This is a genomic window from Maribacter arenosus, assembly GCF_014610845.1.
In the GTDB taxonomy this organism is placed as follows: Bacteria; Bacteroidota; Bacteroidia; order Flavobacteriales; family Flavobacteriaceae; genus Maribacter_A; species Maribacter_A arenosus.
This window is the reverse complement of the sequence record NZ_JABTCG010000004.1, coordinates 529393-553722: the sequence shown is the minus strand read 5'-3', so window position 1 is coordinate 553722 and position 24330 is coordinate 529393. Positions and strand designations below refer to the sequence as shown.

At 38.8% G+C, this 24330-nt stretch carries 20 protein-coding genes; 14 read left to right on the top strand and 6 right to left on the bottom strand.

Features of this window, described 5'->3' with window-relative positions:
- Positions 1 to 213 precede the first annotated feature (213 nt).
- From HPE63_RS13355 to HPE63_RS13345, 3 genes are all read right to left on the bottom strand, one after another.
- Positions 214 to 570 carry a heavy-metal-associated domain-containing protein gene (locus HPE63_RS13355; RefSeq protein WP_188314766.1) on the bottom strand — a complete coding sequence of 119 codons (357 nt, stop codon included), beginning with the start codon at positions 568 to 570 and terminating at the stop codon, positions 214 to 216.
- A gap of 18 nt (positions 571 to 588) precedes the next feature.
- Complete coding sequence (locus HPE63_RS13350; protein ID WP_188314765.1) at positions 589 to 2829, bottom strand: TonB-dependent receptor; 2241 nt, start codon at positions 2827 to 2829, stop codon at positions 589 to 591.
- A 95-nt stretch (positions 2830 to 2924) separates the two neighbouring features.
- Positions 2925 to 3383, bottom strand: a complete 459-nt coding sequence (locus tag HPE63_RS13345) for an HYC_CC_PP family protein (RefSeq protein ID WP_223198152.1) — start codon at positions 3381 to 3383, stop codon at positions 2925 to 2927.
- An 86-nt stretch (positions 3384 to 3469) separates the two neighbouring features.
- On the opposite strand from HPE63_RS13345, the gene HPE63_RS13340 reads away from it, so the two are divergent.
- The 7 genes from HPE63_RS13340 (at position 3470) to rodA (ending at position 11453) form a co-directional block, all read left to right on the top strand.
- On the top strand, positions 3470 to 3922 hold the full coding sequence (locus HPE63_RS13340; protein WP_188314764.1) for a GAF domain-containing protein: 453 nt from the start codon (positions 3470 to 3472) through the stop codon (positions 3920 to 3922).
- A 247-nt stretch (positions 3923 to 4169) separates the two neighbouring features.
- Complete coding sequence (gene purH, locus HPE63_RS13335) at positions 4170 to 5699, top strand: bifunctional phosphoribosylaminoimidazolecarboxamide formyltransferase/IMP cyclohydrolase (protein ID WP_223198151.1); 1530 nt, start codon at positions 4170 to 4172, stop codon at positions 5697 to 5699.
- Between the two features lie 56 nt (positions 5700 to 5755).
- The gene (locus tag HPE63_RS13330) at positions 5756 to 6784 is read left to right on the top strand and encodes a rod shape-determining protein (protein ID WP_188314763.1); all 1029 of its coding nucleotides are present in this window, start codon (positions 5756 to 5758) and stop codon (positions 6782 to 6784) included.
- Positions 6785 to 6878: 94 nt separating this feature from the next.
- Positions 6879 to 7694: a rod shape-determining protein MreC gene (gene mreC / locus HPE63_RS13325; protein WP_188314762.1), complete on the top strand. Its 816-nt coding sequence runs from the start codon at positions 6879 to 6881 to the stop codon at positions 7692 to 7694.
- Entirely contained in the window at positions 7687 to 8193 is a 507-nt protein-coding gene (locus HPE63_RS13320) for a rod shape-determining protein MreD (RefSeq protein WP_188314761.1), read from the top strand. Before mreC ends, HPE63_RS13320 begins: the two co-directional genes overlap by 8 nt.
- A gap of 118 nt (positions 8194 to 8311) precedes the next feature.
- Positions 8312 to 10180 (top strand): peptidoglycan D,D-transpeptidase FtsI family protein, encoded by a 1869-nt coding sequence (locus HPE63_RS13315; protein WP_188314760.1) that lies wholly within the window; start codon positions 8312 to 8314, stop codon positions 10178 to 10180.
- Positions 10170 to 11453, top strand: a complete 1284-nt coding sequence (rodA, locus tag HPE63_RS13310; protein WP_188314759.1) for a rod shape-determining protein RodA — start codon at positions 10170 to 10172, stop codon at positions 11451 to 11453. The genes HPE63_RS13315 and rodA overlap by 11 nt, the downstream gene beginning before the upstream one ends.
- Here rodA and HPE63_RS13305 read toward each other — a convergent pair.
- Positions 11450 to 12262, bottom strand: a complete 813-nt coding sequence (locus HPE63_RS13305) for a DNA/RNA non-specific endonuclease (protein WP_188314758.1) — start codon at positions 12260 to 12262, stop codon at positions 11450 to 11452. The two genes, rodA and HPE63_RS13305, sit on opposite strands and share 4 nt — an antisense overlap.
- 152 nt (positions 12263 to 12414) lie before the next feature.
- On the opposite strand from HPE63_RS13305, the gene msrB reads away from it, so the two are divergent.
- The gene (msrB, locus tag HPE63_RS13300) at positions 12415 to 12876 is read left to right on the top strand and encodes a peptide-methionine (R)-S-oxide reductase MsrB (protein ID WP_188314757.1); all 462 of its coding nucleotides are present in this window, start codon (positions 12415 to 12417) and stop codon (positions 12874 to 12876) included.
- 445 nt (positions 12877 to 13321) lie between these two features.
- On the top strand, positions 13322 to 14773 hold the full coding sequence (locus HPE63_RS13295; RefSeq protein WP_188314756.1) for a sugar porter family MFS transporter: 1452 nt from the start codon (positions 13322 to 13324) through the stop codon (positions 14771 to 14773).
- Positions 14774 to 15058: 285 nt separating this feature from the next.
- On the opposite strand, the gene HPE63_RS13290 is transcribed toward HPE63_RS13295, so the two are convergent.
- Complete coding sequence (locus HPE63_RS13290; protein WP_188314755.1) at positions 15059 to 17248, bottom strand: carboxy terminal-processing peptidase; 2190 nt, start codon at positions 17246 to 17248, stop codon at positions 15059 to 15061.
- 203 nt (positions 17249 to 17451) lie between these two features.
- On the opposite strand from HPE63_RS13290, the gene surE reads away from it, so the two are divergent.
- From surE to HPE63_RS13265, 5 genes are read left to right on the top strand one after another with little or no spacing between them, the layout of a single operon-like run.
- Entirely contained in the window at positions 17452 to 18225 is a 774-nt protein-coding gene (surE, locus tag HPE63_RS13285) for a 5'/3'-nucleotidase SurE (RefSeq protein ID WP_188314754.1), read from the top strand.
- Between the two features lie 59 nt (positions 18226 to 18284).
- A complete protein-coding gene (locus tag HPE63_RS13280) occupies positions 18285 to 18569 on the top strand; it encodes a hypothetical protein (protein WP_188314753.1) in 285 nt (94 codons plus the stop codon).
- A gap of 1 nt (position 18570) precedes the next feature.
- On the top strand, positions 18571 to 19683 hold the full coding sequence (lpxB, locus tag HPE63_RS13275) for a lipid-A-disaccharide synthase (RefSeq protein ID WP_188314752.1): 1113 nt from the start codon (positions 18571 to 18573) through the stop codon (positions 19681 to 19683).
- A 33-nt stretch (positions 19684 to 19716) separates the two neighbouring features.
- Positions 19717 to 20274, top strand: coding sequence for a C40 family peptidase (locus HPE63_RS13270; RefSeq protein WP_188314751.1), 558 nt, complete (start codon positions 19717 to 19719; stop codon positions 20272 to 20274).
- Positions 20275 to 22299, top strand: coding sequence for a ComEC/Rec2 family competence protein (locus HPE63_RS13265; RefSeq protein WP_188314750.1), 2025 nt, complete (start codon positions 20275 to 20277; stop codon positions 22297 to 22299).
- Positions 22300 to 22309: 10 nt separating this feature from the next.
- Here the strand turns inward: HPE63_RS13265 and HPE63_RS13260 are convergent, their stop codons facing one another.
- On the bottom strand, positions 22310 to 24325 hold the full coding sequence (locus HPE63_RS13260; RefSeq protein WP_188314749.1) for a peptide MFS transporter: 2016 nt from the start codon (positions 24323 to 24325) through the stop codon (positions 22310 to 22312).
- Between the last annotated feature and the right edge of the window lie 5 nt (positions 24326 to 24330).

Below are 24330 nucleotides of genomic sequence, written 5' to 3'. Positions count from 1 at the left end.
GCGGCTTTTATTGCAACCTTTTTCACAGCTTTGGCTGATGGTTTTGCAACAGGTTTCCCTACCGGTTTCTTTTGTGCCATTTATTTAAAATTTAAATCATAGGCTAATTTATCCTGTATTTTGATCGATAGTATATCCGTTGGGAAAAAATTAACCAAAATCCAAATTAACATGAATTACATGGTTGACTATCCTTAGTTTCAACCTTGCAAATCAATGCTCATCACTATCATCAGCGTCATCATCCCGGTACTTACAACAAGGATGTATAGCCTCATAGGCCTCATGCGTGGCTTTGAGTTCTTTCGTATCATGACCAACAGCTACCAAAGCTGATTTTATTTTCATGGGGTCTGTTTTTCGCTCATCAATAATCAATGAAAGTTCGTGAGAGGGAATATCCCATAAGGCATATTTGACACCTTTAACACCCAATGCCGCCTTTTCAATACGGGCTTTGCACATCTCACATTTACCATCGACCTCAAAAGAAATCTTTTTGTTCTTTTCTTGGGCGAAGACCATTGTCGTAATAAGCAAAAGGGCTACTCCTAAAATCGTTCTTTTCATTTCTTTTCTATTTAGTTGTTATAAATTAATTCTAAATCCGCCATAAAACATTCTTCCCATAATCGGTGCATACACGATACTGGTATCAAAATGTACGCCAAAAGGATCATCAGCGGCCAAAACAGGATTTTCCTGTGTAATATCACTTAAATTCTCTCCCCCTACATAAACCTCAAAATTTTTATTGAAAACTTTGGTGATTTGGGCATTCATTAAACTATAAGGATTAACATAGGCATCCAATTGATAATCCATTGGATTTATTGAGGTGTTTGGCAATCGTTGTTCCCCTAAGGTATGCAGGGTATAATCAAAACGCCATTGGGAGCCATCTTCCTTAGCCGTTGTTTCATAACCCAAGTTTACGAAAAAACGGTGTTTGGCCTGCAAGGGCTTCTGCAAACGACCGGCTTTATAATCGGTCTGCACAGCGTAATATTTGTACGCGGTTCGCAAATCCAAATTTTTTAAGACCTCGTAATTCACTTCCAATTGAAAACTATTCGCCTCACTTTTTCCTACTAAATTATAAAATGAAATTTCTCTAGGGTTTTCCCAATCTACTACGATCTGGTTTTTGAAATCCGTCCGATAATAATCCACCGACACATTACCCTTACGTTCGAACAAATTGAAACCTTGTAAAAAACTGACCCCATAATTCCACGCATCTTCAGGATCCAATCCATATACAGTACCTCCTTCATCCTCTAAACGTATCTGCCTGGAAGAACCGAATAATTGCTGGTTTTCCGCATAGATATTTGCAGCCCGTTTGCCTCGACCGAACGAACCCCTTAAACTTGCTTTTTCCCAAGGGGTATACCGCAAGTGAAATCTTGGCGTAATAAAGGTTCCCAATCGATTATGAGTATCTATACGTAGACCAGCCGTAAGATTCAATTTCTCCAAATTATCAAAACTATATTCAAAAAAGGCCCCTACGGAATTGTCGTCCCTATCAAAATTCTGGGAATTGACCAATTCATCATAAACGTCATAGGCCAATGTTGCCCCGGTTTTAAATTTGTTCTGGGTATCCCCTATTATGGAATTGAAAATTATGTTGGAATACATGCTTTTATGGGTGATGTCATAGCGGTTGAATCCAAAATATGAATCCTGTTTGTGATGGCTGTAGGAGGCCTGAAACCCAAAGCTCTGAAAAGGCAATTCAGGAAAAACATAGCCTAATTTTAAGGAAGAATCAAAACGGCGCGTATTGATTTCGCTACCCCATACCTGCGTTGTAAACTTATGTATGGAAGGATCAAAATCAGTCTGTCCTACTTGTTTTTCATCATTTAGAAACCTTATATTGATAAAACTGACCCATCCGGTTCGGGGGTTCTGGTATTGCCATCGGTTCATAATATTAATCTGATTCGCCAGTGGTGCATCCAAGAATCCATCTTTATTTTTATCTTCCTTACGATCCCTGCGGTTGGCATGTACATACAAACCTGAACTCCAGGTGTCGGACAACTTTCGATTCAAGTGGGTATTGAGTTCCAATCTACCATTTAAATTCGCGTAGCCATTTATAAAAATAGGCTTATCTGTAAAGGGCTTTACAAGTTCGGTGTTAATCTGTCCTGATATACTTTCGTACCCATTGACCACACTACCCGCCCCCTTTGTTATCTGGATACTCTCTACCCATGTACCAGGAGTGAATGTAAGCCCAAAGGCCTGGGAGGCACCACGAACCATAGGGATATTTTCTTGGGTAATCATAAGATACGGACTCGTTAGCCCCAGCATTTGTATCTGCTTGGTCCCGGTTAGGGCATCCGAAAAATTCACGTCAATTGCCGGATTTGTTTCAAAACTTTCTGATAGATTACAACAAGCCGCTTTTAACAATTCAGCGCTATTGACCACAACCACGTTCTGTGCACTGAAATACGTTTTCTGCATCGCATCACGTTCTTGGGAAACCACAACCTCATCCAAAGTGTTTGAGGGCTGCAACCTATGTAAGACCTTTTGCGGAGCCCTAATGGTCAATGTATCCGATTCGAAACCTACATAACTGATAATCAATTGGTCATATTTCTCAGAAAATGGAATGGTAAAAGTCCCATCCTCCTTGGTAATAGTTCCTAATTGGGAATCCATCCAATAGACACTTGCGCCTGCAAGACCTTGCCGTTCGTCTGTGGAATCAGCTTGCATTACCATGCCCTCGACCTTTTCCTGGGAAATCGATATCAATGGAAGCAAGCTTATATAAAGCAGTATTTTATATTTTATCATGATTTTATTTGATTTAATTCAAATTTTCGATTTAACCGAAAACATTATTCATTTCCCAAAAAACATGTTTCGGGAAATACAATCAAAAAACTAAATCAAATTAAGAAAACCTGGTCAAGCACATAAATATCCTTGACCAATAGAGGAGGTGGATACTGCTCATTTGGAACCACTTGTTCCTTTAATCCAATGAACAAATCAATATAGGAACTCGTGAAGGTAACAAGGAACAATTGCTGCTCAAGATCCAAATCATTAATTGCTAATTTCAGGTCATCCTGACCATCGATAACTATAATTTCATTGCTACAACATGAATTCTCCGATTCATTTGATCTATTTGAATCCATATTCATGGCCATACCACAATCCTGAGCAGATGAAAAGAAGGCTATATCTATTAAGTGCCCCATGCAAAAATGTTTTTCAACTTTCCATGAGGTCGTCGATGCCAAAAGCAACAATACCATTGAAATAGATGCTATTTTGTGGGCCAGTTCTTTCACAATTGTAAAAATACAATTATTTGCATTGGGCCGATTTCCCAGGTCCATAATTAACGAAATTTAAGTCTTAAAATTGCTACATGAATTCATTGTAAGAATTAAAATCGTAATTTAATATCTTAGCCAAAAAAACGATGTTAAGCGACCTACAGCCAAAAATCAACGCACTACTTTCGGATCAGACAAAAAAAAAAGAGGAGCTATTACAAGGCATATGTGAATTATTGAAAGAAAATGTCCGCTATTATGATTGGGTAGGATTTTATTTTCATAATGGCGATAAGGATGAATTGATACTTGGCCCCTATGCGGGTGCGCCCACTGACCATACAATAATTCCCTTTGGTAAAGGTATTTGCGGCCAAGTGGCATTGAGCAATCAAAACTTCGTTGTGCCCGATGTACAAGCACAAGATAATTACATTGCGTGCAGCCTTAATGTAAAAGCGGAAATCGTTGTGCCTATATTTATCAATGGTAAAAACATTGGTCAAATCGATATCGATTCCAATACGGCGGACCCTTTTACGAAAGAGGATGAAAAACTACTGGAATATGTCACTGCCCAGGTGGCTAAATTCATTTGAATACACAGAAACCATATCACCGAATGATTAAGAGGCCATATTCAGGTAAACCATGACCGGGACTATGTCAGAAAGTAATCCATGAAACACATACGTAAGGTGTTTTAAAGTCCTCGAATTGACCAGAGGTGCAACGGTTGAACAATTTTGGTTAAAACTTTAGTTCTTTTGTTGATAACCTGCGTCGTTTATTAATCCCAAAAAAATTACTTTTGTTTGCTACTAAACATAATTCCAGCAACCTATAATGAGCACCAAAAAAGCCACCTCAGCACTAATTTCCGTATTTCATAAAGATGGTCTTGAACCTATCGTTAAAAAATTCAATGAACTTGGTATTACTATCTATTCTACAGGTGGTACTGAAAAATTCATTAAGGATTTGGGCATTGATGTTGTGCCCGTTGAAGAGGTGACCAGTTATCCTTCTATCCTAGGAGGAAGGGTAAAAACCCTACATCCCAAAGTTTTTGGAGGAATTCTGAACCGTCAGGACCATGAGGGTGATGTGGCCCAGCTGGAAGAATTTGAAATTCCCCAACTGGATATTGTCATTGTAGACCTCTATCCTTTTGAAAAAACCGTCGCAAGTGGAGCTTCCGAGCAGGATATCATTGAAAAAATAGATATAGGTGGCATTTCCTTGATCCGTGCCGCTGCAAAGAATTATAAAGATGTGCTTTGTGTTTCTTCCATGGAAGATTATCGTGAGGTATTAGACATCATTTCTTCGGGGAATGGAAGCACCACATTGCAAGAGCGTAGAAAATTTGCTACCAAAGCCTTTAATGTTTCCTCCCATTACGATTCGGCAATTTTCAACTATTTCAATCAAAAACACAAAGAACCGGTATTAAAAATCAGTGAGACCAAAGGGCAGATTTTACGTTACGGCGAAAACCCGCATCAAAAAGGGTTCTTCTTTGGCGATTTTGATGCCATGTTCACAAAACTACATGGCAAAGAGCTTTCATACAACAACCTACTCGATGTTGATGCAGCAGTTAACTTGATGAACGAATTCCGCAAAGAGGACCCTACCTTCGCTATTTTAAAACATAACAATGCCTGTGGACTGGCCACGCGAAAGACCATTCACCAGGCCTATGTAGACGCCCTTGCCGGCGACCCCGTATCTGCCTTTGGAGGAATATTGATCAGCAATGTTGAAATTGACAAACCCACAGCGAAAGAAATCCATACACTTTTCTGTGAAGTGGTCATTGCTCCAAGCTATTCTGATGAGGCCTTGGAAATTCTAAAAGGAAAGAAAAACAGAATCATATTGATTCAAAAGGAAGTTGATTTACCTGAAACCATTGTAAGAACATGTTTGAATGGTATTTTGGTCCAAGACAAAGACCATAAAACCGATACGGTGGCCGATTTGAACTATGTGACCGGAAAAGAACCTTCTTCCAAGGAACTGGAAGATCTGATTTTTGCTTCTAAATTGTGTAAACACACAAAAAGTAACACCATTGTATTGGCCAAAAACAAGCAATTATGTGCAAGCGGCACAGGACAGACCTCACGCGTAGATGCCCTGAACCAAGCAATTCACAAAGCAAAATCATTCCAATTCGACCTTAATGGGGCTGTTATGGCAAGTGATGCGTTTTTCCCTTTCCCTGATTGTGTGGAAATTGCGCATAAAAGTGGCATTACATGCGTTATACAGCCAGGAGGTTCTATAAAGGACCAACTGAGTATCGATTATTGTAATGAAAATAATATTGCGATGGTAATGACGGGCACACGTCATTTTAAGCATTAATTTTACTACTTTTGTCGACGAAATGCACCTTTTGATTTACAACCTAATAACATAAAATGGGATTTTTTGATTTCTTGACCGAGGAAATTGCTATTGACTTAGGTACGGCAAATACCCTCATCATTCACGATGGCAAGGTCGTTGTTGACAGTCCGTCTATTGTTGCCAGAGATCGTATTTCTGGTAAAATCATTGCAGTTGGTAAGGAAGCCAGCATGATGCAAGGAAAAACACATGAAAACATAAAAACCATTAGACCCTTGAAAGATGGGGTTATTGCGGATTTTGATGCATCAGAAAAGATGATCAATATGTTCATCAAGAACATTCCCGCCCTAAAGAAAAAATGGTTTCCACCAGCATTACGAATGGTTATATGCATTCCTTCAGGAATTACCGAAGTTGAGATGCGAGCTGTTAAGGAATCGGCCGAACGTGTAAATGGCAAGGAGGTTTATTTGATCCATGAGCCTATGGCCGCTGCAATTGGTATTGGCCTTGATATTATGCAGCCCAAAGGGAACATGATCGTTGATATTGGGGGTGGTACCACTGAAATCGCTGTTATAGCCCTTGGTGGAATCGTTTGCGACAAGTCAGTAAAAATTGCAGGGGATGTATTCACCAACGACATTATCTATTACATGCGGACCCAGCACAACCTTTATGTGGGGGAAACGACGGCAGAAGCTATAAAAATTGAAATAGGTTCGGCGACTGAAGACCTTCAAACACCTCCGGATGATAAATCCGTACAAGGACGTGACCTTCTTACAGGTAAACCTAAGCAGGTACAGATATCGTACAGGGAAATTGCCAAAGCATTGGACAAATCAATCCTAAGGGTCGAGGATGCCGTTATGGAAACCTTATCGCAAACCCCTCCGGAATTGGCTGCCGACATATATAATACGGGTATCTACCTTGCTGGGGGAGGCTCTATGTTGCGAGGGTTGGATCGTAGGCTTTCACAAAAAACGGATTTACCAGTGTACATCGCAGAAGATCCATTGCGAGCGGTTGTTAGGGGAACCGGTATCGCGTTGAAGAATTTAGAACGCTACAAGAACATTTTAATCAAATAAAGTCCTCATAAGAACAAAATAGTTTCCGTAGGTACGTTGGAGGTTTTTTAAAATATAAAAAATACCTTTATCGGCTTCACAAAATAAAAAGTGAATGCAGCAGATAATAAACTTTATAATTCGATATAAGAATTTTTTGCTTTATATCTTATTGTTGATTATCTCTTTGGCGTTCACCGTTCAATCCCATTCATTCCATCAATCACGGTTCTTTAATTCTTCGAATTGGATAACGGGGAATATCTTTGGCATATCCCAAGGCATAACTACGTATTTCGACCTAGATGACGAAAATGAAAGATTGCTCAAGGAAAACGAAAGACTACACAATAGATTACTTAATATTGAAGCCGATTCCCTCATAAAAATGGATACGACCAATATAGGTTATACGGTTGTTTCAGGACAGGTAATAAAGAATAGCTATGCCAATAATAGAAATTACATTACCATAAATCGTGGCAAAAAAGATAGTGTAAGTCAGGATATGGGTGTCATTACAGATTTAGGCATATTGGGAATCGTTGAAAATACATCCAACAAATTTGCCACAGTACAAAGCATCCTTAACACAAAATCGAATATCAATGCAAAACTTAAAAATACGAATCATTTCGGTTCCTTGATTTGGGATGCCAAAGCCTATAATGTGGTCCAATTGATAGACATTCCCCGTTTGGTACCTTTAAATGTGGGAGATACCATTGTAACAGGAGCCATGAGCAGTATCTTTCCTGAGAATATTCCTATAGGAACCATTAGAAAGTTCGATTTGGACATTGCTAAGAGTTTTTATCGCATAGATGTAGATCTATTCAACGATATGACCAATATTAAGAATGTATATATCATTAATAATTTAAATCGGGAGGAAATCTTAGAGTTGGAAAAAACCACAGCTAATGAATAAGGGTCTTTTCATAAATATAATCCGCTTTGTATTGCTGGTGCTTGTTCAAGTATTGGTTTTCAATAGGTTGAATTTCTTTGGATATATCAACCCTATGGTCTATATTTTGTTTCTGTACTGGTACCCTATCAAAGAAAATAGGCCCGCGTTTTTAGGATTAAGCTTCCTACTTGGGCTTTCAATCGACTTTTTTTCAGATACCATGGCCCTGCATGCTGCCGCTACCGTAACAATCGCCTATTTGAGACCGGCCATAATGCGATTTGTATTTGGTATTAATTATGAATTTCAAAGTTTTAAGTTAAGTAATAGTACTAAGGCACAACAATTTACATTTTTGGCGTTATTAATATTGGTACACCATTCGGTCTACTTTTCACTGGAGTTTTTCAGTGTTGCCAATTTGTTGTTAATTGTGAAAAAAGTATTGGCCATTGGCCTTGCCTCGCTAATTTTGTGTTTATTGTTCGGATCGTTGTTTAGTGTTAACAAAGAATAACGTGTATATTGGTATTTAGATCACCTTGTAAGAACATTAAGCGAAGGTGGGTGAACAATTAACTATTGAATATTTAATGAATCAAGGATTGATTTCCTAAAGTCAAAAATCATCTTCAATGAAGAAGGTTCTTTTATCATCGATTATCCTGATTATAGGAATAACGTTTATCGGCAGGCTCTCTTACTTGCAGATATTCAGTTTTTCCCCCGACCAGGTATTGGAAGATCCAGCGATAAAAGCTATTTATGACTACCCTGAAAGAGGTTATATTTATGATCGTAATGGCAAATTATTGGTGGGTAATGATCCGGCTTATGATGTAATGGTCATCCCTAGGGAGGTTAAGCCATTAGATACTTTGGAGTTCTGCAACCTAATAGGTATGGATAAGGAAGTTTTTATCTATAAACTTAAAAAAGCGAAGGTATATTCTCCACGATTACCCTCTGTATTAGTGCCCCAACTTTCAAAAGAAGACTACGCAAAGCTTCAAGAAAAAATGCGCCATTTTGAAGGTTTTTATATCCAAAAAAGATCATTACGTTATTACGATACTAAAAGTGCGGCAAACGTCCTTGGCTATATCAGTGAGGTCAATGAGCGGGATTTGGCCGAAAATCCGTATTATGTTCAAGGAGAGCTTAAGGGTAGAACAGGAGTTGAAAAAACCTATGAGGACACCTTAAGGGGAAAAAAAGGAGTGCAGTACATTCAAAAAGACAGATTCAATAGGGACATTGGTCCTTATAAAGACGGTGCCTTGGACACACCACCTGAACAAGGAAAGGAAATCAGTATTACCATAGACAAGGATCTTCAGGAGTACGGTGAATTGCTCATGCATGGCAAACGTGGTGGCATCGTCGCCATTGAACCTTCCACTGGTGAATTATTGTCCATGATTTCTGGGCCAACTTATGACCCTTCTCTGCTCGTAGGTCGAAAACGATCCAAGAACTATACTGTACTTTATAATGATTCCATCGCAAATCCGACATGGGATCGTTCTCTTTTAGCCGAGCCATCCCCAGGCTCCCCATTTAAGACACTTAATGCATTGATTGCCTTACAAGAGGGCGTTATCACACCCGAAACCAAAATGAAATGCTATAATGGTTTTTATGTAGGTAGAACCAAACGCGGATGTCACTGCGGAGGAGGAGTCCGTGATTTGAATGTGGGCATTTACAAGTCGTGTAATGCCTATTTTGCAGGAACTTTCAGAAAAATATACGATAAATTCGAAACTATGGATGAGGCCATGGATGTTTGGGAAAAACACATGCGAAGTTTTGGCCTCGGGGGTTACTTGGGATCTGACTTACATACGGGAAGACCTGGTCGCATACCTTCCAAGGAATATTATGACAAATGGTATGGAGACAACCGATGGAGTTCCTCATTCATTATTTCAAATTCAATCGGGCAAGGGGAAGTCGCGGTAACTCCAATACAATTGGCCAATATGACGGCGGCCATTGCAAATCGTGGTCATTATTTTACACCGCATATTCTTAAGAAGGTCAATGGCAAGGAAATTACGATTCCAGAATTCACAGAATTGAAACAAACGACCATAGATCGCAAGCATTTTGAACCCGTAATACAAGGTATGGCCGAAGTATATCGTCGTGGCACTGCAAGATGGGTGCAGATTCCCGGCATTGAAATCGCTGGTAAAACCGGGACTGTGGAAAATTTCACTGTAATAGACAGTGTTAAAACCCAATTGACCGACCATTCTATTTTTGTGGCGTTCGCTCCTGTGAACAAACCTAAAATAGCGATAGCCGTCTATATTGAAAACGGGTATTATGGATCACGCTATGCCGGACATATTGCGTCTTTAATGATTGAAAAATATATCAAAGGTAAAATTACACGGAAAGATCTGGAAAAAAGGATGTTAGAGAAAACCTTGGATCATGAATACGCAAAACCCTATAGCGGTGAGGAATTCAAGATAAACGAGTATGTCTGGTAAAAGTCTCTTTAAACGCATAGATTGGCTTACCATTTTCATTTACATCGCTTTAGTGGTCATAGGCTGGGTAAACATTTATTCAAGTACCTTTACCGATACCGACCCATCCATCTTCAATTTTTCTTCCTTGCATGGAAAACAATTGTTCTTTTTTGGAGTAAGTATTCTCGCCATTATCCTAATTATGGCTCTTGAGGCCAACTTCTATGAACGGTTCTCAAGCTTATTGTATGTGATTGCCATAGTCTTGTTATTGGGCTTATTTGTCTTTGGTAAGACTATCGCCGGTGCAACCTCATGGTATAATTTAGGATTTTTTAACCTACAGCCTTCCGAATTTGCGAAAGTCGCTACTGCCCTGGCCTTAGCAAAATTCCTAAGCGATATTCAAACAGACATCAAAAGACGAAAGGACCAACTCTTTGCCCTGGGTATCATATTATTGCCGGCAATTTTGATCGTTCCCCAACCCGATCCGGGTAGTGCCCTGGTTTTTTTCGCGCTCTTGTTTGTGATATTCCGTGAAGGTCTTCCGCTATCTTATTTGGTCATTGGGATATTGACCATAGTCGTATTTATTGCAACTTTGATGTTTGGCACTATATGGGTCGCGATTATTTTAGGCCTGCTTATCGTCATTTTCTTTCTGCTAAAGAAAAAGACTTTTAAGGTCCCTGTTTTTCCTGTGATATCGATTGTAGTGGCAACCATATTGTTTTCACTATCCGTTGATTTAGTCTTTAACAATGTTTTTGAACAAAGGCACAGAGATCGTTTTAGTCTATGGTTACGTCTTGAAAAAGATCCGCAAAAACTAGAACAAATACGAAAGACCATTGGGTACAATACCTATCAATCTGAAAAGGCGATAGAATCTGGTGGTTTTTTTGGAAAAGGGTTTCTGGAAGGCACACGGACCAAAGGTGATTTTGTACCTGAACAACACACAGATTATATTTTTAGTACCGTCGGTGAAGAATGGGGATTCGTAGGTACAGCAACCGTAATTCTTCTTTTCACCTTTTTGTTTTTAAGATTGGTTTTCTTGGCCGAAAGGCAAAAGAATCCATTTTCGCGTATGTATGGATACGGTGTAATTTCTATCCTTTTCATCCATTACTTTATCAACATAGGCATGGTAATCGGTGTTTTACCTACCATTGGTATACCTCTACCATTTTTTAGTTATGGGGGCTCAGGTCTGCTCTTTTTTACCATCTTACTATTTGTTTTTCTCAAGCTAGATTCGAACAGATTGAAAGAAGGGTTCTAAAACTTCCATCCGGCCAAGGTAGATACACTCTCCAATTTGGCTTCTTCCAAATCCGGTAATTCATTAAAAAAATCCAGACCAGTTACCTGCTCAACTCGGTCTACAGGCACAACGAAATTTTGTAAAGGCTCTGCACTTTCTTCATTACGCATTAAAAAAGCGATGACCTCGAGGTTTTTTTGGTTCCCCTTCGCAATAATTTTATAAAAATAATTGGGCACATCAACATCTTCTTCACCAATTTCTTCAAGGTCATTGTCCAAAACGCCCCCAGTAACCACATAGAGGTCCCCATAACGTTTTGCCCATCGCCTAACTTGGATTTCCAACCGATTCCAAATCCCGGCATTGAATTCCCGATTTTGTGGGCTAATATTGCTGGTATAGAAAGTTTCATTATATGCATATTCAGAGAAACGGCGATCCCCTGCAGGGCATAAGTGTCCTCGGTCAAAACCAGACCCTTTATAATTGCGCCAATCCGCAGATTTGGTTTTCACCTTAGGGTCCTCAATAAAATATGGTCGTTTTCGATCATCAAAGGTCAAATGGCTCTTTTTTAGCCTATACGCCACCCATTCAGCCTGTTCAAAGGGCTCGTTATAGGATAGCATAAAATGATCATGGATTACAATGTCACCTGTAGATGAACTGGGCAATAGATAAGAGGGTATGGTGGATTCAAATCCATCGTCACTCTTCGAAGTATAGGTATCAGGAGTATAAAAGTTTTCGAACCACCAAAAGCCAATAATACACAGTACTAATAAAACAGTATATAGGATTCTATTTTTTTTCCTTTTGTCCACTGGCCAAAAATAGTTTAATTTAGGTTTAAATCATATTGTGGGGTTTGTAAGTTCTTTACTCTTAGAAGGTCTAAAAAGGGATTTTTAGATTTAATGCATTACGATAGTTTACCGAGCTTAAATCAATTCAATAAAAAGGAAAGAAAACAAACATGCTAACTTGGAAAGATGTCATTAATTATACGGTAAAAGGCAACCTAAAGCCCTCTCGAAGGGTTGAAAAAACCGATGCGCAATGGCGCGATTTGTTAAGTCCTGAACAATTTAGGATTACTCGGGAAAAAGGCACCGAGGCACCGCATTCAGGTGCACTTTGTAGTGTTCACGAAGCAGGCCAATATAACTGCATATGTTGTGACACCTCGCTTTTTGATTCTACAATAAAATTTGAATCCGGTTCTGGCTGGCCTAGCTTTACACAGCCGGTTACAGCAAATGCGATCAAATACAAAAAAGACGGTAGCTATGGTATGATTCGGGTCGAGGTTTTATGCAACACCTGTGATGCCCATTTGGGACACGTCTTTCCTGATGGACCGGAACCAAGTGGATTACGGTATTGTATTAATTCAGAATCATTGAAATTGGAAACTTCGAAGGAAATAGGAAAATAGAATACATTATGGTGATAACCATCTATAATTCACCTCTTAGGGTTTTGGTTTTTTTTGATATATTGAAGCTGTTATTATTGAGACCAAGGTTTTAATAGGCGGCTCCTTGCGATTACCTTCGATAAGCAAATTGTTCATTATCGAAATCTAGTGCTTATCATTATGATTATTCCCGAATATTGTCCTCAGAATTATGGCATAAAATTTTAAGGGAATCCCGAGGTCTGTTCCAGAACAAAAAAGTATCTTTGGAAGATTATTTTTTTTTACTGAATAGTAATAGTGAAATATTACCTTATTCCAAGCAAATAACCTAGTTTGGTAGGATGCGCATGTGTAAGGGCCTAGGCAGATCTAAACGACCTGCCTTTATTATGCCTGCAAATGCGCTTTCGTTTGATGACAGGCATTGCTGATTAACAAAATAACTTAAACCAATTAAACCATGGGTAAAACATCAACAACAAAAATCAATATTTATTTTATAACCATAGTGATCACCCTTGGGGGATTGTTGTTTGGTTATGATACAGGCGTAATCAATGGTACGCAATTCTACTTTTCAAAATATTTTGAACTTACTGGAGCCCTAAAAGGTTTTATTGTAAGTAGCGCCCTATTGGGAGCCTTGGCTGGTGCAGCCTCAGCAGGTATTATAAGTAAGGCCATAGGTCGAAAAAATTCCTTGATCATTGCCGCCATCCTTTTTACAATTTCAGCATGGGGGTCAGGTTTACCTAGTATGTTGCCAGAATCAACCACTTTATTGGTCATTTTTAGGCTTATTGGTGGGGTTGCCATTGGTATTGCATCAATGAACGCTCCGATGTATATCGCTGAGATTGCACCTGCAAAAAATAGGGGAATACTAGTAACGTTTTATCAATTGGCCGTGGTAATCGGCTTCTTCGTAGTTTTCTTGGTCACCTATTTTATAGGGTCAGATCTAAGTGAGAGTGAGAATATCGCTTTTGGATGGCGAAATATGTTCTGGTCAGAATTGGTGCCAGCCGGTCTTTTCTTGGTCTTGTTGTTCTTTGTACCCAAGAGTCCACGTTGGCTTATGATCAAGGGAAGAGAAGATGAAGCTGCAAATATATTGATTAGAATACATGGTGAGGAAATTGCAGCTAAGGAAATTAAGGAAATAAGGGACAATATTAAAGCGGAAAGCACGAAGAAAAAAGCCTCGATATTCAACAAAACCATGCTTCCGATTGTAATTATAGGTACGGTATTATCTGTATTGCAACAATTTACGGGAATAAATGCGGTACTATATTACGGTGCCGATATTTTTGAGCAAGCCCTTGGTTTTGGACAAGATGATGTTCTCTTGCAACAAATCTTGCTGGCAACGGTAAACTTGTTATTCACGTTTATAGCGATGTTCACGGTTGACAAATTGGGTAGAAAACCTCTATTGATCATTGGTGGTTTTGGAATGCTAGTTGGATTTTTACTGATGGGCTTTACACTGTATTTTAGCGATTATGCAGGTGTAAATTCAGCCGGATTACCAACCATTTCAACTACTGAAGGTATCATTAGTCTCATCGGAATCCTCATTTTCATCGGTTCGTTTGCCATGTCAATGGGTCCTATTGTATGGGTACTTTTATCTGAAATATTCCCTAATAAGATAAGAAGTGCGGCGATGGCAGTCGCAGTTGCCGCTCAGTGGCTGGCAAATTATTTTGTCTCTCAAACCTTTCCAATGGTGGTTGAGAGTGATGCCAATAGATTGATTATGGATGGAGGTACTTGGAACAATGCCCTACCCTATTTTCTATTCTCGGTCTTTATTGTGATTATCATCTTATTTGTGTACAAATATATCCCTGAAACCAAAGGGAAGACCTTGGAGGAAATGGAAGCCTTGTTCGAAAGGAAATAAAGATCCTTAGAACGAATACTTTCCGATGCTTGGATAATGAACGATGAAGTGCCCCGCATTTTGCAATGCGGGGCACTTTTCTTTTTAGGCCGATTGGGTACTTATAGTCTATTTTACATGGGGCTGTCAAATGCACGACCGTATTTTCATATACTATTTAGCCACCAAACGGGTCTAAAAATTACCTTGATGTCCGCTTTCCCGAAGTTTTGATATTATACAGATACAATTAATAAACCCTGCCTTTAAGGGGCAGGGTTCATTCATGTTTTATGTACAAAGGTGCTATCCCTTTAAACTAGCTAATTTAGCTTGCTTTAGATTGTTGATTTTAAGGTCCTGCAACACATTGACAGCCTCTTCAATATAGACATCCTTGGCCAGATTTTTATGCCATCGATCTCTTTTTTCCCTTAAATCCATATCTTGTGTAAACAATTCCTCCTCATACTTCAACGACTTGAAAGTCAATTTGGAATCATATTCCGTCATTGATTTGAAATAATCTGATTTGGTCTTGTCTTTCTTCTCTTCCGATTTATAAATGTTATAATTTAGAGAAATAACATTCTCGTCCTGCTCTTCTTTGATCCATTTGGCATTTTCTTCGATTAATTTTATTTGATTGTTCTCTGCCATTCGTTTTTTACTATTTGCGATGGTTTGCTCGTAATCGATATAACCATCCCAAATCTTATACTCTGCTGGGGAAATCTTATCCCATTTCAATGGGTTCGACTGATCTCGTTCCCCCAAATCGATATAACTGTATTTATCGGGAACCACAACATCACTTTTAACCCCTTCCAATTGAGTAGAGCCACCATTGATCCTATAAAACTTCTGGGTGGTCAGTTTAATGGCTCCCAAATCACCATGTTCATTACTCCGAACAATATTGTCTAATGGGATTACATTTTGTACGGTTCCCTTACCAAAGGTTTGTTTACTTCCGATTACAATAGCGCGTTTATAATCTTGCATAGCGGCAGCCAAAATTTCCGAAGCCGAGGCTGAAAGCTCATTGACCAGAATTACAAGTGGACCATCCCACTGAATACGCTCATCCTTATCATCATAAACATCTTTTCCTTTTCCATTAGATCGTACTTGTACAATTGGACCATCTTTTATGAACAGTCCGGCCATTTCAACCACTGTTTTTAATGATCCTCCACCGTTATCACGAAGATCTAGAATTAAACCTTCGGCACCTTCCTGTTTTAATCGTTCAACCTCCTTGGCAACATCGGTTGCCGCATTTCGTTCTGAATAATCATTAAAATCGACATAGAATTTAGGTAGGTTAATCAGTCCGAATTTTTGGTCCCCTTTAATGATATTAGCCGATTTGGCATATGATTCCTCCAGTTCTACAACGTCCCTGGTCAAAGAGATAACCTCGATTGAGCCATCGACTTTTCTGACCGTTAAATCGACTACGGTACCTTCTGGCCCTTTGATCAATTTAATAGCGTCATCCAATCGCATACCAACAATATCTATAGGGTCTTCCCCATCTTGGCCAACTCTGATAATCTCATCCCCAACTTCCAATCGTTGGTCCCTCCAAACCGGTCCCCCGGAAATAATCTCAACAATCTTGGCCCCTTCGGGTTTCTTTTGTAAGCGTGCACCAATGCCCTCGAACTTACCAGACATACTTACATCGAACTTCTCCTTGTCATCAGGTGCAAAATAAAATGTATGTGGGTCAAATTCGTCTACAATGGTATTGATATACTGTACAAACCAATCCTTTCGTTCCAAATCGTCAATGAAATCGAAAAATTCGTCTAAGGTTTTCTTGGTGCTTTCCCTAGCCGCCTTTTCAGCTTCTTCTGGTGTTAATGCCTTAATGACTTCTTCATCTACAGTTTCGGGAACTTCTATGTTCGTAATAACTTGGTCATTCTTCATTTCCCTTTTAACCTTAGGCGACTTAACAGATTGTGTCAGCTTGGAGTCATAGGTGCCCAAGGTAGCGTACTTCAATTGTTTTCTCCATCGTTCTTTAAGTTCGGTTTTTGATCTCGCAAATGGTTCCTCCTCATATTTAATGCTTATGCTTTCATCCAAAGAATAATCAAATGGGTCCTCCAATACCTCCTTATATATATTCTTCGCATCGTTCATTCGTTCCATGAGGCGATCGTAGACCACATTGAAAAAGGTGATATCGGTATTATTGATTTGGTCATCGATTTGAAATTTATATTTTTCAAACTCCATGATATCACTCTCTAAGAAATATCTTTTGGTGGGATCGAGAACATCTATAAAATCCTCAAATACTTGCACTGAAAAATCATCATCGATAGACTTGGGTTCGTAGTGGCCTCTTTCCAAAACATAAGTAATCAGGTCTAACAATAATTTATCCTTGTCATCATTCTCAAAAGACTGTTTGGTAAAACTGCAAGATGCGACCGCAACAAGCATTACAATTAGGGCATAGGCTAGATTCCTTTTCATATAATATTCTTTGCTATTTAATACTAATCCTTTCTAATTAATAATCCTGGATTCCCTATTGTCTTGACAAAGGGTATATCCAATTCCCTAATATACAGAAAAAACCGTGCCAGCACTCAAGCCTCGGGCATTAAATTTTTGTTAAACGCCATTGGGGAACATCTGTTTTTTTAAACGTATTTTTGCCCAATAAAGTATATTTTATGGAAAAACCACTGATCTTGGTTACCAATGATGACGGAATTACAGCTCCAGGACTTAGGGCCTTGATTCGTTTTATGTCCGAAATTGGGAAGGTCGTAGTGGTGGCACCTGACAGTCCGCAATCCGGGATGGGCCATGCAATTACCGTTGACAATACTTTATATTCTTCGAAAGTCGATATAGATCTTACCGATGGTGCTTTTGAGGAATACAGTTGTAGTGGTACTCCTGCAGATTGTGTTAAACTGGCGCTTCAAGAAATATTGGATCGAAGGCCGGATATTTGTATTAGTGGTATCAATCATGGGTCCAACGCATCGATAAATGTCATCTATTCTGGGACTATGAGCGCTGCCATAGAAGCTGGTATTGAAGGCGTGCCTGCGATTGGTTTCTCGTTATGCGACTATGCCTGGGATGCTAATTTCGAAATAGCCGGTGAGGCCATTGAAAGTATCGTAAGTGAAGCACTAAAAAACAAGCTGCCCAAAGGGGTGGTGCTTAACGTGAACATCCCTAAAATAGAAAATGGATTGCCTAAAGGGATAAAAATATGTAGGCAAGCCCGAGCGAATTGGAAGGAGAAATTCGATAAACGTACAAATCCCAGAGGAAAGGAGTACTATTGGCTGACCGGTGAATTTGAGCTTTTGGACAAAGGAGAGGATACAGATGAATGGGCCCTCGCCAATGGCTATGTTTCCGTCGTACCCACCCAATTTGATCTAACGGCACACCATGCCATACAAGAACTTAATACTTGGGATTTGTAATGGTAACAAATCATTGAAAAACATCTTGAAAATTGAACTTAGAAATTGAAACTCGACCCATGAATACAAAAAAAGAACTTATCATTGGATTTATTGTTGGCGTTATCGCAAATACCATCGGCACTTTGGCCTATATCTTATTATTCTCGGATTTTGGCATTGCAGATACCTTTGAAGCTGCCATACAGCATGGACATGTGGGAAGTTTGCTTGCACTTGGGGCAATTTTGAATTTAGTGGTCTTTTTTGGATTTTTGAAAATACGAAGAGATCAACGGGCAAAAGGGGTTTTAATCGCCACGCTTCTTACTGCACTGGTGATTCTATATTATAAGGTGTTTTGAAATGAAATACTACATTATCGCAGGGGAAGCATCCGGGGACCTTCATGGGGCCAACTTGATCAAAGCGTTGAAACAAAATGATTCGGATGCCCAGATCAGATGCTGGGGTGGTGATCTTATGCAGGCAGCAGGAGGTACATTGGCGAAACACTATAAAGAAATGGCCTTTATGGGTTTTCTTGAAGTGATCATGAACCTAGGAAGTATTTTTAAAAATATTAAATTCTGCAAGAAAGATATTAGCGCTTATCATCCGGATGTTATCATATTTATTGATTTTTCCGGCTTTAACCTAAGAATCGCCGAATGGGCCAAAGCGAGAAACTACAAGACCAATTATTATATATCTCCGCAAATTTGGGCTTCCCGGGAAAGCCGTATCCATAGGATAAAGAAGAATATCGATGCTATGTACGTCATTCTTCCTTTTGAAAAGTCATTCTACGAAAAAAAACATGGCTTTCCTGTACATTTTGTGGGCCATCCGTTAATCGACGCCATCGAGAATCGGGGTGATTTCGACGAGAAGATTTTTAGGATAGAAAACAATTTGGATAACGGAAAACCGATTATTGCCCTCTTACCAGGTAGCCGTAAACAAGAAGTGAAAAAAATGCTAAAGATTATGTTATCCGTAACGGGGTACTTTCCCGAATACCATTTTGTCATTGGCGGGGCCCCGAGTATGGATTATGGGTTTTATGCCCCATTTTTAAAGGATTCCAATGTTGGTTTTTTAGCGAATAGAACCTATGGGCTTTTGAGCATCGCCCACGCAGCGTTGGTCACTAGTGGCACAGCCACTCTGGAAACCGCACTTTTCAAAGTTCCCCAAGTGGTTTGTTACAAGGCCAGTTGGTTGTCTTATCAAATCGCAAAACGCATTATTACTTTGGAGTATATTTCTTTAGTGAACCTTGTCATGGAAAAGGAAGTGGTCAAAGAATTGATCCAGAACGACCTGAACAGCAAAAACTTAAGAAACGAGCTCGCTAAAATATTAAAAGGCACTAGTCGTGAAAATCAACTAAAAGCCTATGAACTACTTGAAAAAAAGCTGGGAGGCAAAGGTGCGAGCGCCAAAACTGCAGAGCTAATTGTAGAAAATGTTTAAATTTGATATCCAAAGGCCATTTGCGAACTTTGGATGAAAAGAACATACCCATTTATTATTCTCCTTATTTTTTTAGGCGGTTGTATTGCCAAAAAGAAAACTACATATGCCAAAGAGCGTAAAATTACCGTTGAAGCCTCACCGGAGAATCAAAGCTCTGAAGAAAGTTATGAGGGGACCGATGGCCTGGATGCCCATTCATCGCCATCGAAAGTCAATGACATTATCAATACAGCCCTAACATACTCTGGAGTACGATATAAATATGGAGGCACGACAAAAAAAGGTATGGACTGCTCCGGGCTTTTGTATGTTGCTTTTAAAGAAAATGACGTTGCATTTCCAAGGGTTTCGTCCGCAATGGCCAACCAAGGAAAGCGCATACATGTGAACCAGGTTGAAAAAGGTGACCTCCTATTTTTTAAAACCTCACGTAGAGGCAAAAAAATAAATCATGTCGGCTTAGTGGTCGCAGTCGAAAATGACGAAATAAAATTCATACATGCTTCAACTTCGAGGGGGGTCATCGTTTCGTCACTGAGGGAGGGTTATTGGAATTATTCTTTTGTTAAAGCAACCCGCGTTCTATAAATGAAGCTGCTGGAATTCATTCCTATAAAGCTAACACTACTTTTGGTATTGGGAATCCTTACAGGGTACTTTATAAATACCGGGATTCGACTTCCTTTTATGCTTACTTTAGTTTCGTTATCGATTCTTGGTATTCTCCTTTTTAAACAAAAAAAAGCCATTGGCGTGACTTTCGGAATCATCGCCGCATGCACGACAATATTCCTTGGCATACTGATTTTTACCTTGGCCCAACCTAAAAATGCAACGGACCATTATTCCCATATCACATCAAAAGGGTCAGAGACCTGGAAATTGAAAATCACTGAAGTTTTAAAACCTACGTCATTCTCGCATCGCTTTATCGCGGAAGTAATGCATTATCAAACCAAAAAAGCCTCTGGAAGAATCATATTGAATCTGGCCATTGACCCGATCTATGGAAAATTTAATGTTGATGACGAACTGATTGTACTTGCGGATAAAGTAGACATCAAACCTCCATTAAATCCTCACCAATTTGACTACAAAAATTATTTGGAACAACAAGGAGTCTACCATCAAATATATTTGAATAGGCATAATTTCCTTAGATATGACCATCCGGTAAGAACCCTCAATGGTTATACCGCCCATTTAAGGGATAAAATCAGTGCCCAATTAGCGCAAGCTAATTTCGGGGAGGACGAGTTCGGAATAATCCAGGCCTTGTTTCTGGGCCAAAGGGATGACATAACAGAAGAAACATATACCGCTTTTAAAAAAGCTGGGGCTGTTCATATCCTCGCGATATCTGGCCTACATATCGGTATTATCCTCTTATTTTTGGAATTTCTTTTGCGTCCGATGGAACTACTACCCAAAGGAAAGGTCCTAAAACTTATTGCAATTGTATTCTTACTATGGGGGTTTGCCGTTTTGGCCGGATTATCGGCTTCAGTAGTTCGGGCCGTAACCATGTTCAGTTTTGTGGCTTATGCCCTATACTTAAATAGGCCTAGTAATACGTTCAATATCCTGGCTTTATCCATGTTCTTCATCTTGCTTGTAATCGATCCTATGCTTTTGTTCAACGTTGGGTTCCAAATGAGTTACGCTGCTGTTTTTGCCATTGTTTGGATTTATCCCCTTTTGCAGAAATTCTATAATCCAAAACCATGGGTGGTTAAAAAAGTATGGCAATTGCTTTCAGTAAGTATTGCCGCACAAGTCGGGGTCCTACCGATTAGTTTATACTATTTTCATCAATTTCCCGGACTGTTCTTTGTGTCGAATTTATTGATTGTCCCCTTTTTAGGGCTAATACTCGGAATGGGTATCATCGTTATCGTACTAGTGTTAATGAATCTGGCTCCTGATAGTCTGATTGGTCTTTACAATTCAGTAATCGGTCTTATGAATACGCTCATCGATTGGGTAGCACAACAAGAAATCTTTATTTTTCAAAATATTCCTTTCGATTCCATTCAAATGGTTTTGACCTATACCTTTATGATTGCATTGATTTGGATGATTCATACCTTCACTTTCAAAAGATTGGTTTCGGTACTGCTCTGTATTATTTGTCTTCAAATTTGGTCGTTGTACAAACAAGACAGCACCCAAAACAAAGAACAACTATGGATTGCCCATCAAACCAAGAATTCAATTTTAATGCACCAATCCGGAGCACATCTTACGATATACACTCCTGATAGTGCTTCATCAACAAGGATTATTTCTGATTATAGTATAAAGGAGAATATTCATACCACAACGTACCAACCCCTTGCAAATGCTTTTAGCTTGAACCATAGTAGATTGATCATTATTGATAGTTCGAGCGTGTTTCTTGAATCGGATGAGTATCCTGATTTTGTGTTATTGACCCAATCCCCAAAACTTAATCTTGAACGACTCATAGACTCATTACACCCAGGGGTATTGATCGCTGATGGCAGTAATTATCGTAGTTATATAAAACGCTGGGCAGTGACCTGCGACCACAAAAAGATTCCCTTTCACTATACGGGCGAACAGGGAGCCTTTGTCCTGAAACTCGAATAAGATGTTTAGGCTAGCGCACCCCGTGCATTAATTTTTTTAACACAGGATTTAGCAATAACGCGATTATTCCGATAATTATTGGAACGAAGGTGAAAATTAAGAAAAATGTAGAAATATCATATTTTGCTGTAATATCATCGATCATAGCACCCATTTTTCCAGATGTTTTATTCCCAATTGCCAATGCCAAATACCAAACACCGAACATAAAAGCGATCATTCTTGGAGGTACCAATTTACTAACATAAGATAGACCTACAGGAGAAACACAAAGCTCTCCTAAGGTATGGAATAAATATGCGAAAATTAACCAAACCATACTTATAGAGGCTGTCTTTGCTCCTTGTGGTATTCCAGCAGATCCGAATGCCAAAAATGCAAAACCGATACCCAAGAAAAATAAACCAATGGCATATTTATGTGCTGGTTTAGGATTGTATTTGCTTTCCCACCATTTTGAGAATAAAGGTGCAAATGCAATTATGAATAATGAGTTTAAAATAAGAAACCATGTTGCTGGTATTTGAATTTCATTATCCTTTTTCTGTACGATAGTTGCATTAATTTTATTAGTCACAGATTTAGATTGTTCATCTGTTAAATATTTATAATTGACACCTTTTTTATCTATATCAATAATTGAAATTTTATCATTAGCAACAAAATCTGTTGAAGATCTGATAACAGTTGTATTTGTTCCGAGAACCGCTCCTTGAGGTAATTCTACATTAGCAATTAATGCAATCTTTTTAGCTCCTTCCTCTTCCGATAATTGATACACGGGGTAGTTTATCTCATAAGAATAGGTGTTAAAGTTGTTATTTATTTTCCAAATAACTATGGCCCAAATCAGAACAAAACTGATTCCAAGTATCATATTCGAAACTAAATACTTTTTGAAAGTTTGTTTGAAAAATAAAAATAACACCCAAGTTATAATTGCTATAGGAACTACAGTAATTACGACATCTACAATATTGAAGATCAAGGCTGAATCTCCAGATAATATTCTATTGGTATAATCCTTAGCAAAAATACTCATGGAACCTCCAGCCTGTTCAAATGAAGCCCAAAAAAAGATGATAAAAAATGCAAAAACAACCACAGCAAACATTTTGTCCCTGGTTATTTTGCTATATCTAACTATTCGTGACCCTAATAAATAAACGAATAAAATAAGGGTAATTAATATGGAATGTCCTGAATAATCAGTATCACCAAACTTTAAAACATTATAATTAATGATCTTTGATAGCGGATCATTAATTATCCATATCAATCCGGAAACCGCAACAAAGAAAATTAATATTTTATCTACTTGAGTAAAGGGATTTAACTTATCTTCAATTTTAGTATGATCATCGGTTTCAATGGTTTTATCTTCCTTATTTGGCTTGTTACCTTTATCTCCAAATATGCCCTGAGCTAAAGTAAACTGTAATAAACCCAACAGCATAAAAATTCCGGCCAATCCAAAGCCCCAACTCCATCCAAGAATCTCTCCCAGATAGCCACAAAGCATAATACCTAAAAAAGCCCCAGCATTAACGCCCATGTAAAAAATGGTATAAGCACCATCTTTTTTTTCTGGAAATTCTTCATAAAGAATTGATATGAATGAGCTCATGTTAGGTTTAAAAAAACCTGTTCCAACTACCAATAAAAATAATCCTAAATATAGAAAGAAAGGAATATTCTCTATCGCCATACTTGCATGACCAAAGGTCATTATTAAAGCACCAATGATGATCGCTTTTCTATTCCCTAAATATTTATCGGCAAGGGTCCCACCTATAATTGGTGTTAAATAAAGTAAAGCAAGATAGGTTCCATATAGGGCCAAAGCATTTTCACGAGGCCAATCCCACCCACCAATTCCAAATGAACTTACCAAAAACAGAACCAATAAGGCACGCATTCCGTAAAAAGAAAAACGTTCCCACATTTCTGTAAAGAAAAGCACAAAAAGTCCGGCAGGATGACCTAGAACCTGGGTTTTAAAGAATTCATTGGAAGATCCTTTCATGGCCG

Coding starts and splice junctions, on each gene's coding strand:
- HPE63_RS13355 (WP_188314766.1), bottom strand. CDS start 570: ATGAAAAGAACGATTTTAGGAGTAGCCCTTTTGCTTATTACGACAATG.
- HPE63_RS13350 (WP_188314765.1), bottom strand. CDS start 2,829: ATGATAAAATATAAAATACTGCTTTATATAAGCTTGCTTCCATTGATA.
- HPE63_RS13345 (WP_223198152.1), bottom strand. CDS start 3,383: ATGGACCTGGGAAATCGGCCCAATGCAAATAATTGTATTTTTACAATT.
- HPE63_RS13340 (WP_188314764.1), top strand. CDS start 3,470: ATGTTAAGCGACCTACAGCCAAAAATCAACGCACTACTTTCGGATCAG.
- purH (WP_223198151.1), top strand. CDS start 4,170: ATGAGCACCAAAAAAGCCACCTCAGCACTAATTTCCGTATTTCATAAA.
- HPE63_RS13330 (WP_188314763.1), top strand. CDS start 5,756: ATGGGATTTTTTGATTTCTTGACCGAGGAAATTGCTATTGACTTAGGT.
- mreC (WP_188314762.1), top strand. CDS start 6,879: ATGCAGCAGATAATAAACTTTATAATTCGATATAAGAATTTTTTGCTT.
- HPE63_RS13320 (WP_188314761.1), top strand. CDS start 7,687: ATGAATAAGGGTCTTTTCATAAATATAATCCGCTTTGTATTGCTGGTG.
- HPE63_RS13315 (WP_188314760.1), top strand. CDS start 8,312: ATGAAGAAGGTTCTTTTATCATCGATTATCCTGATTATAGGAATAACG.
- rodA (WP_188314759.1), top strand. CDS start 10,170: ATGTCTGGTAAAAGTCTCTTTAAACGCATAGATTGGCTTACCATTTTC.
- msrB (WP_188314757.1), top strand. CDS start 12,415: ATGCTAACTTGGAAAGATGTCATTAATTATACGGTAAAAGGCAACCTA.
- HPE63_RS13295 (WP_188314756.1), top strand. CDS start 13,322: ATGGGTAAAACATCAACAACAAAAATCAATATTTATTTTATAACCATA.
- HPE63_RS13290 (WP_188314755.1), bottom strand. CDS start 17,248: ATGAAAAGGAATCTAGCCTATGCCCTAATTGTAATGCTTGTTGCGGTC.
- surE (WP_188314754.1), top strand. CDS start 17,452: ATGGAAAAACCACTGATCTTGGTTACCAATGATGACGGAATTACAGCT.
- HPE63_RS13280 (WP_188314753.1), top strand. CDS start 18,285: ATGAATACAAAAAAAGAACTTATCATTGGATTTATTGTTGGCGTTATC.
- lpxB (WP_188314752.1), top strand. CDS start 18,571: ATGAAATACTACATTATCGCAGGGGAAGCATCCGGGGACCTTCATGGG.
- HPE63_RS13270 (WP_188314751.1), top strand. CDS start 19,717: ATGAAAAGAACATACCCATTTATTATTCTCCTTATTTTTTTAGGCGGT.
- HPE63_RS13265 (WP_188314750.1), top strand. CDS start 20,275: ATGAAGCTGCTGGAATTCATTCCTATAAAGCTAACACTACTTTTGGTA.
- HPE63_RS13260 (WP_188314749.1), bottom strand. CDS start 24,325: ATGAAAGGATCTTCCAATGAATTCTTTAAAACCCAGGTTCTAGGTCAT.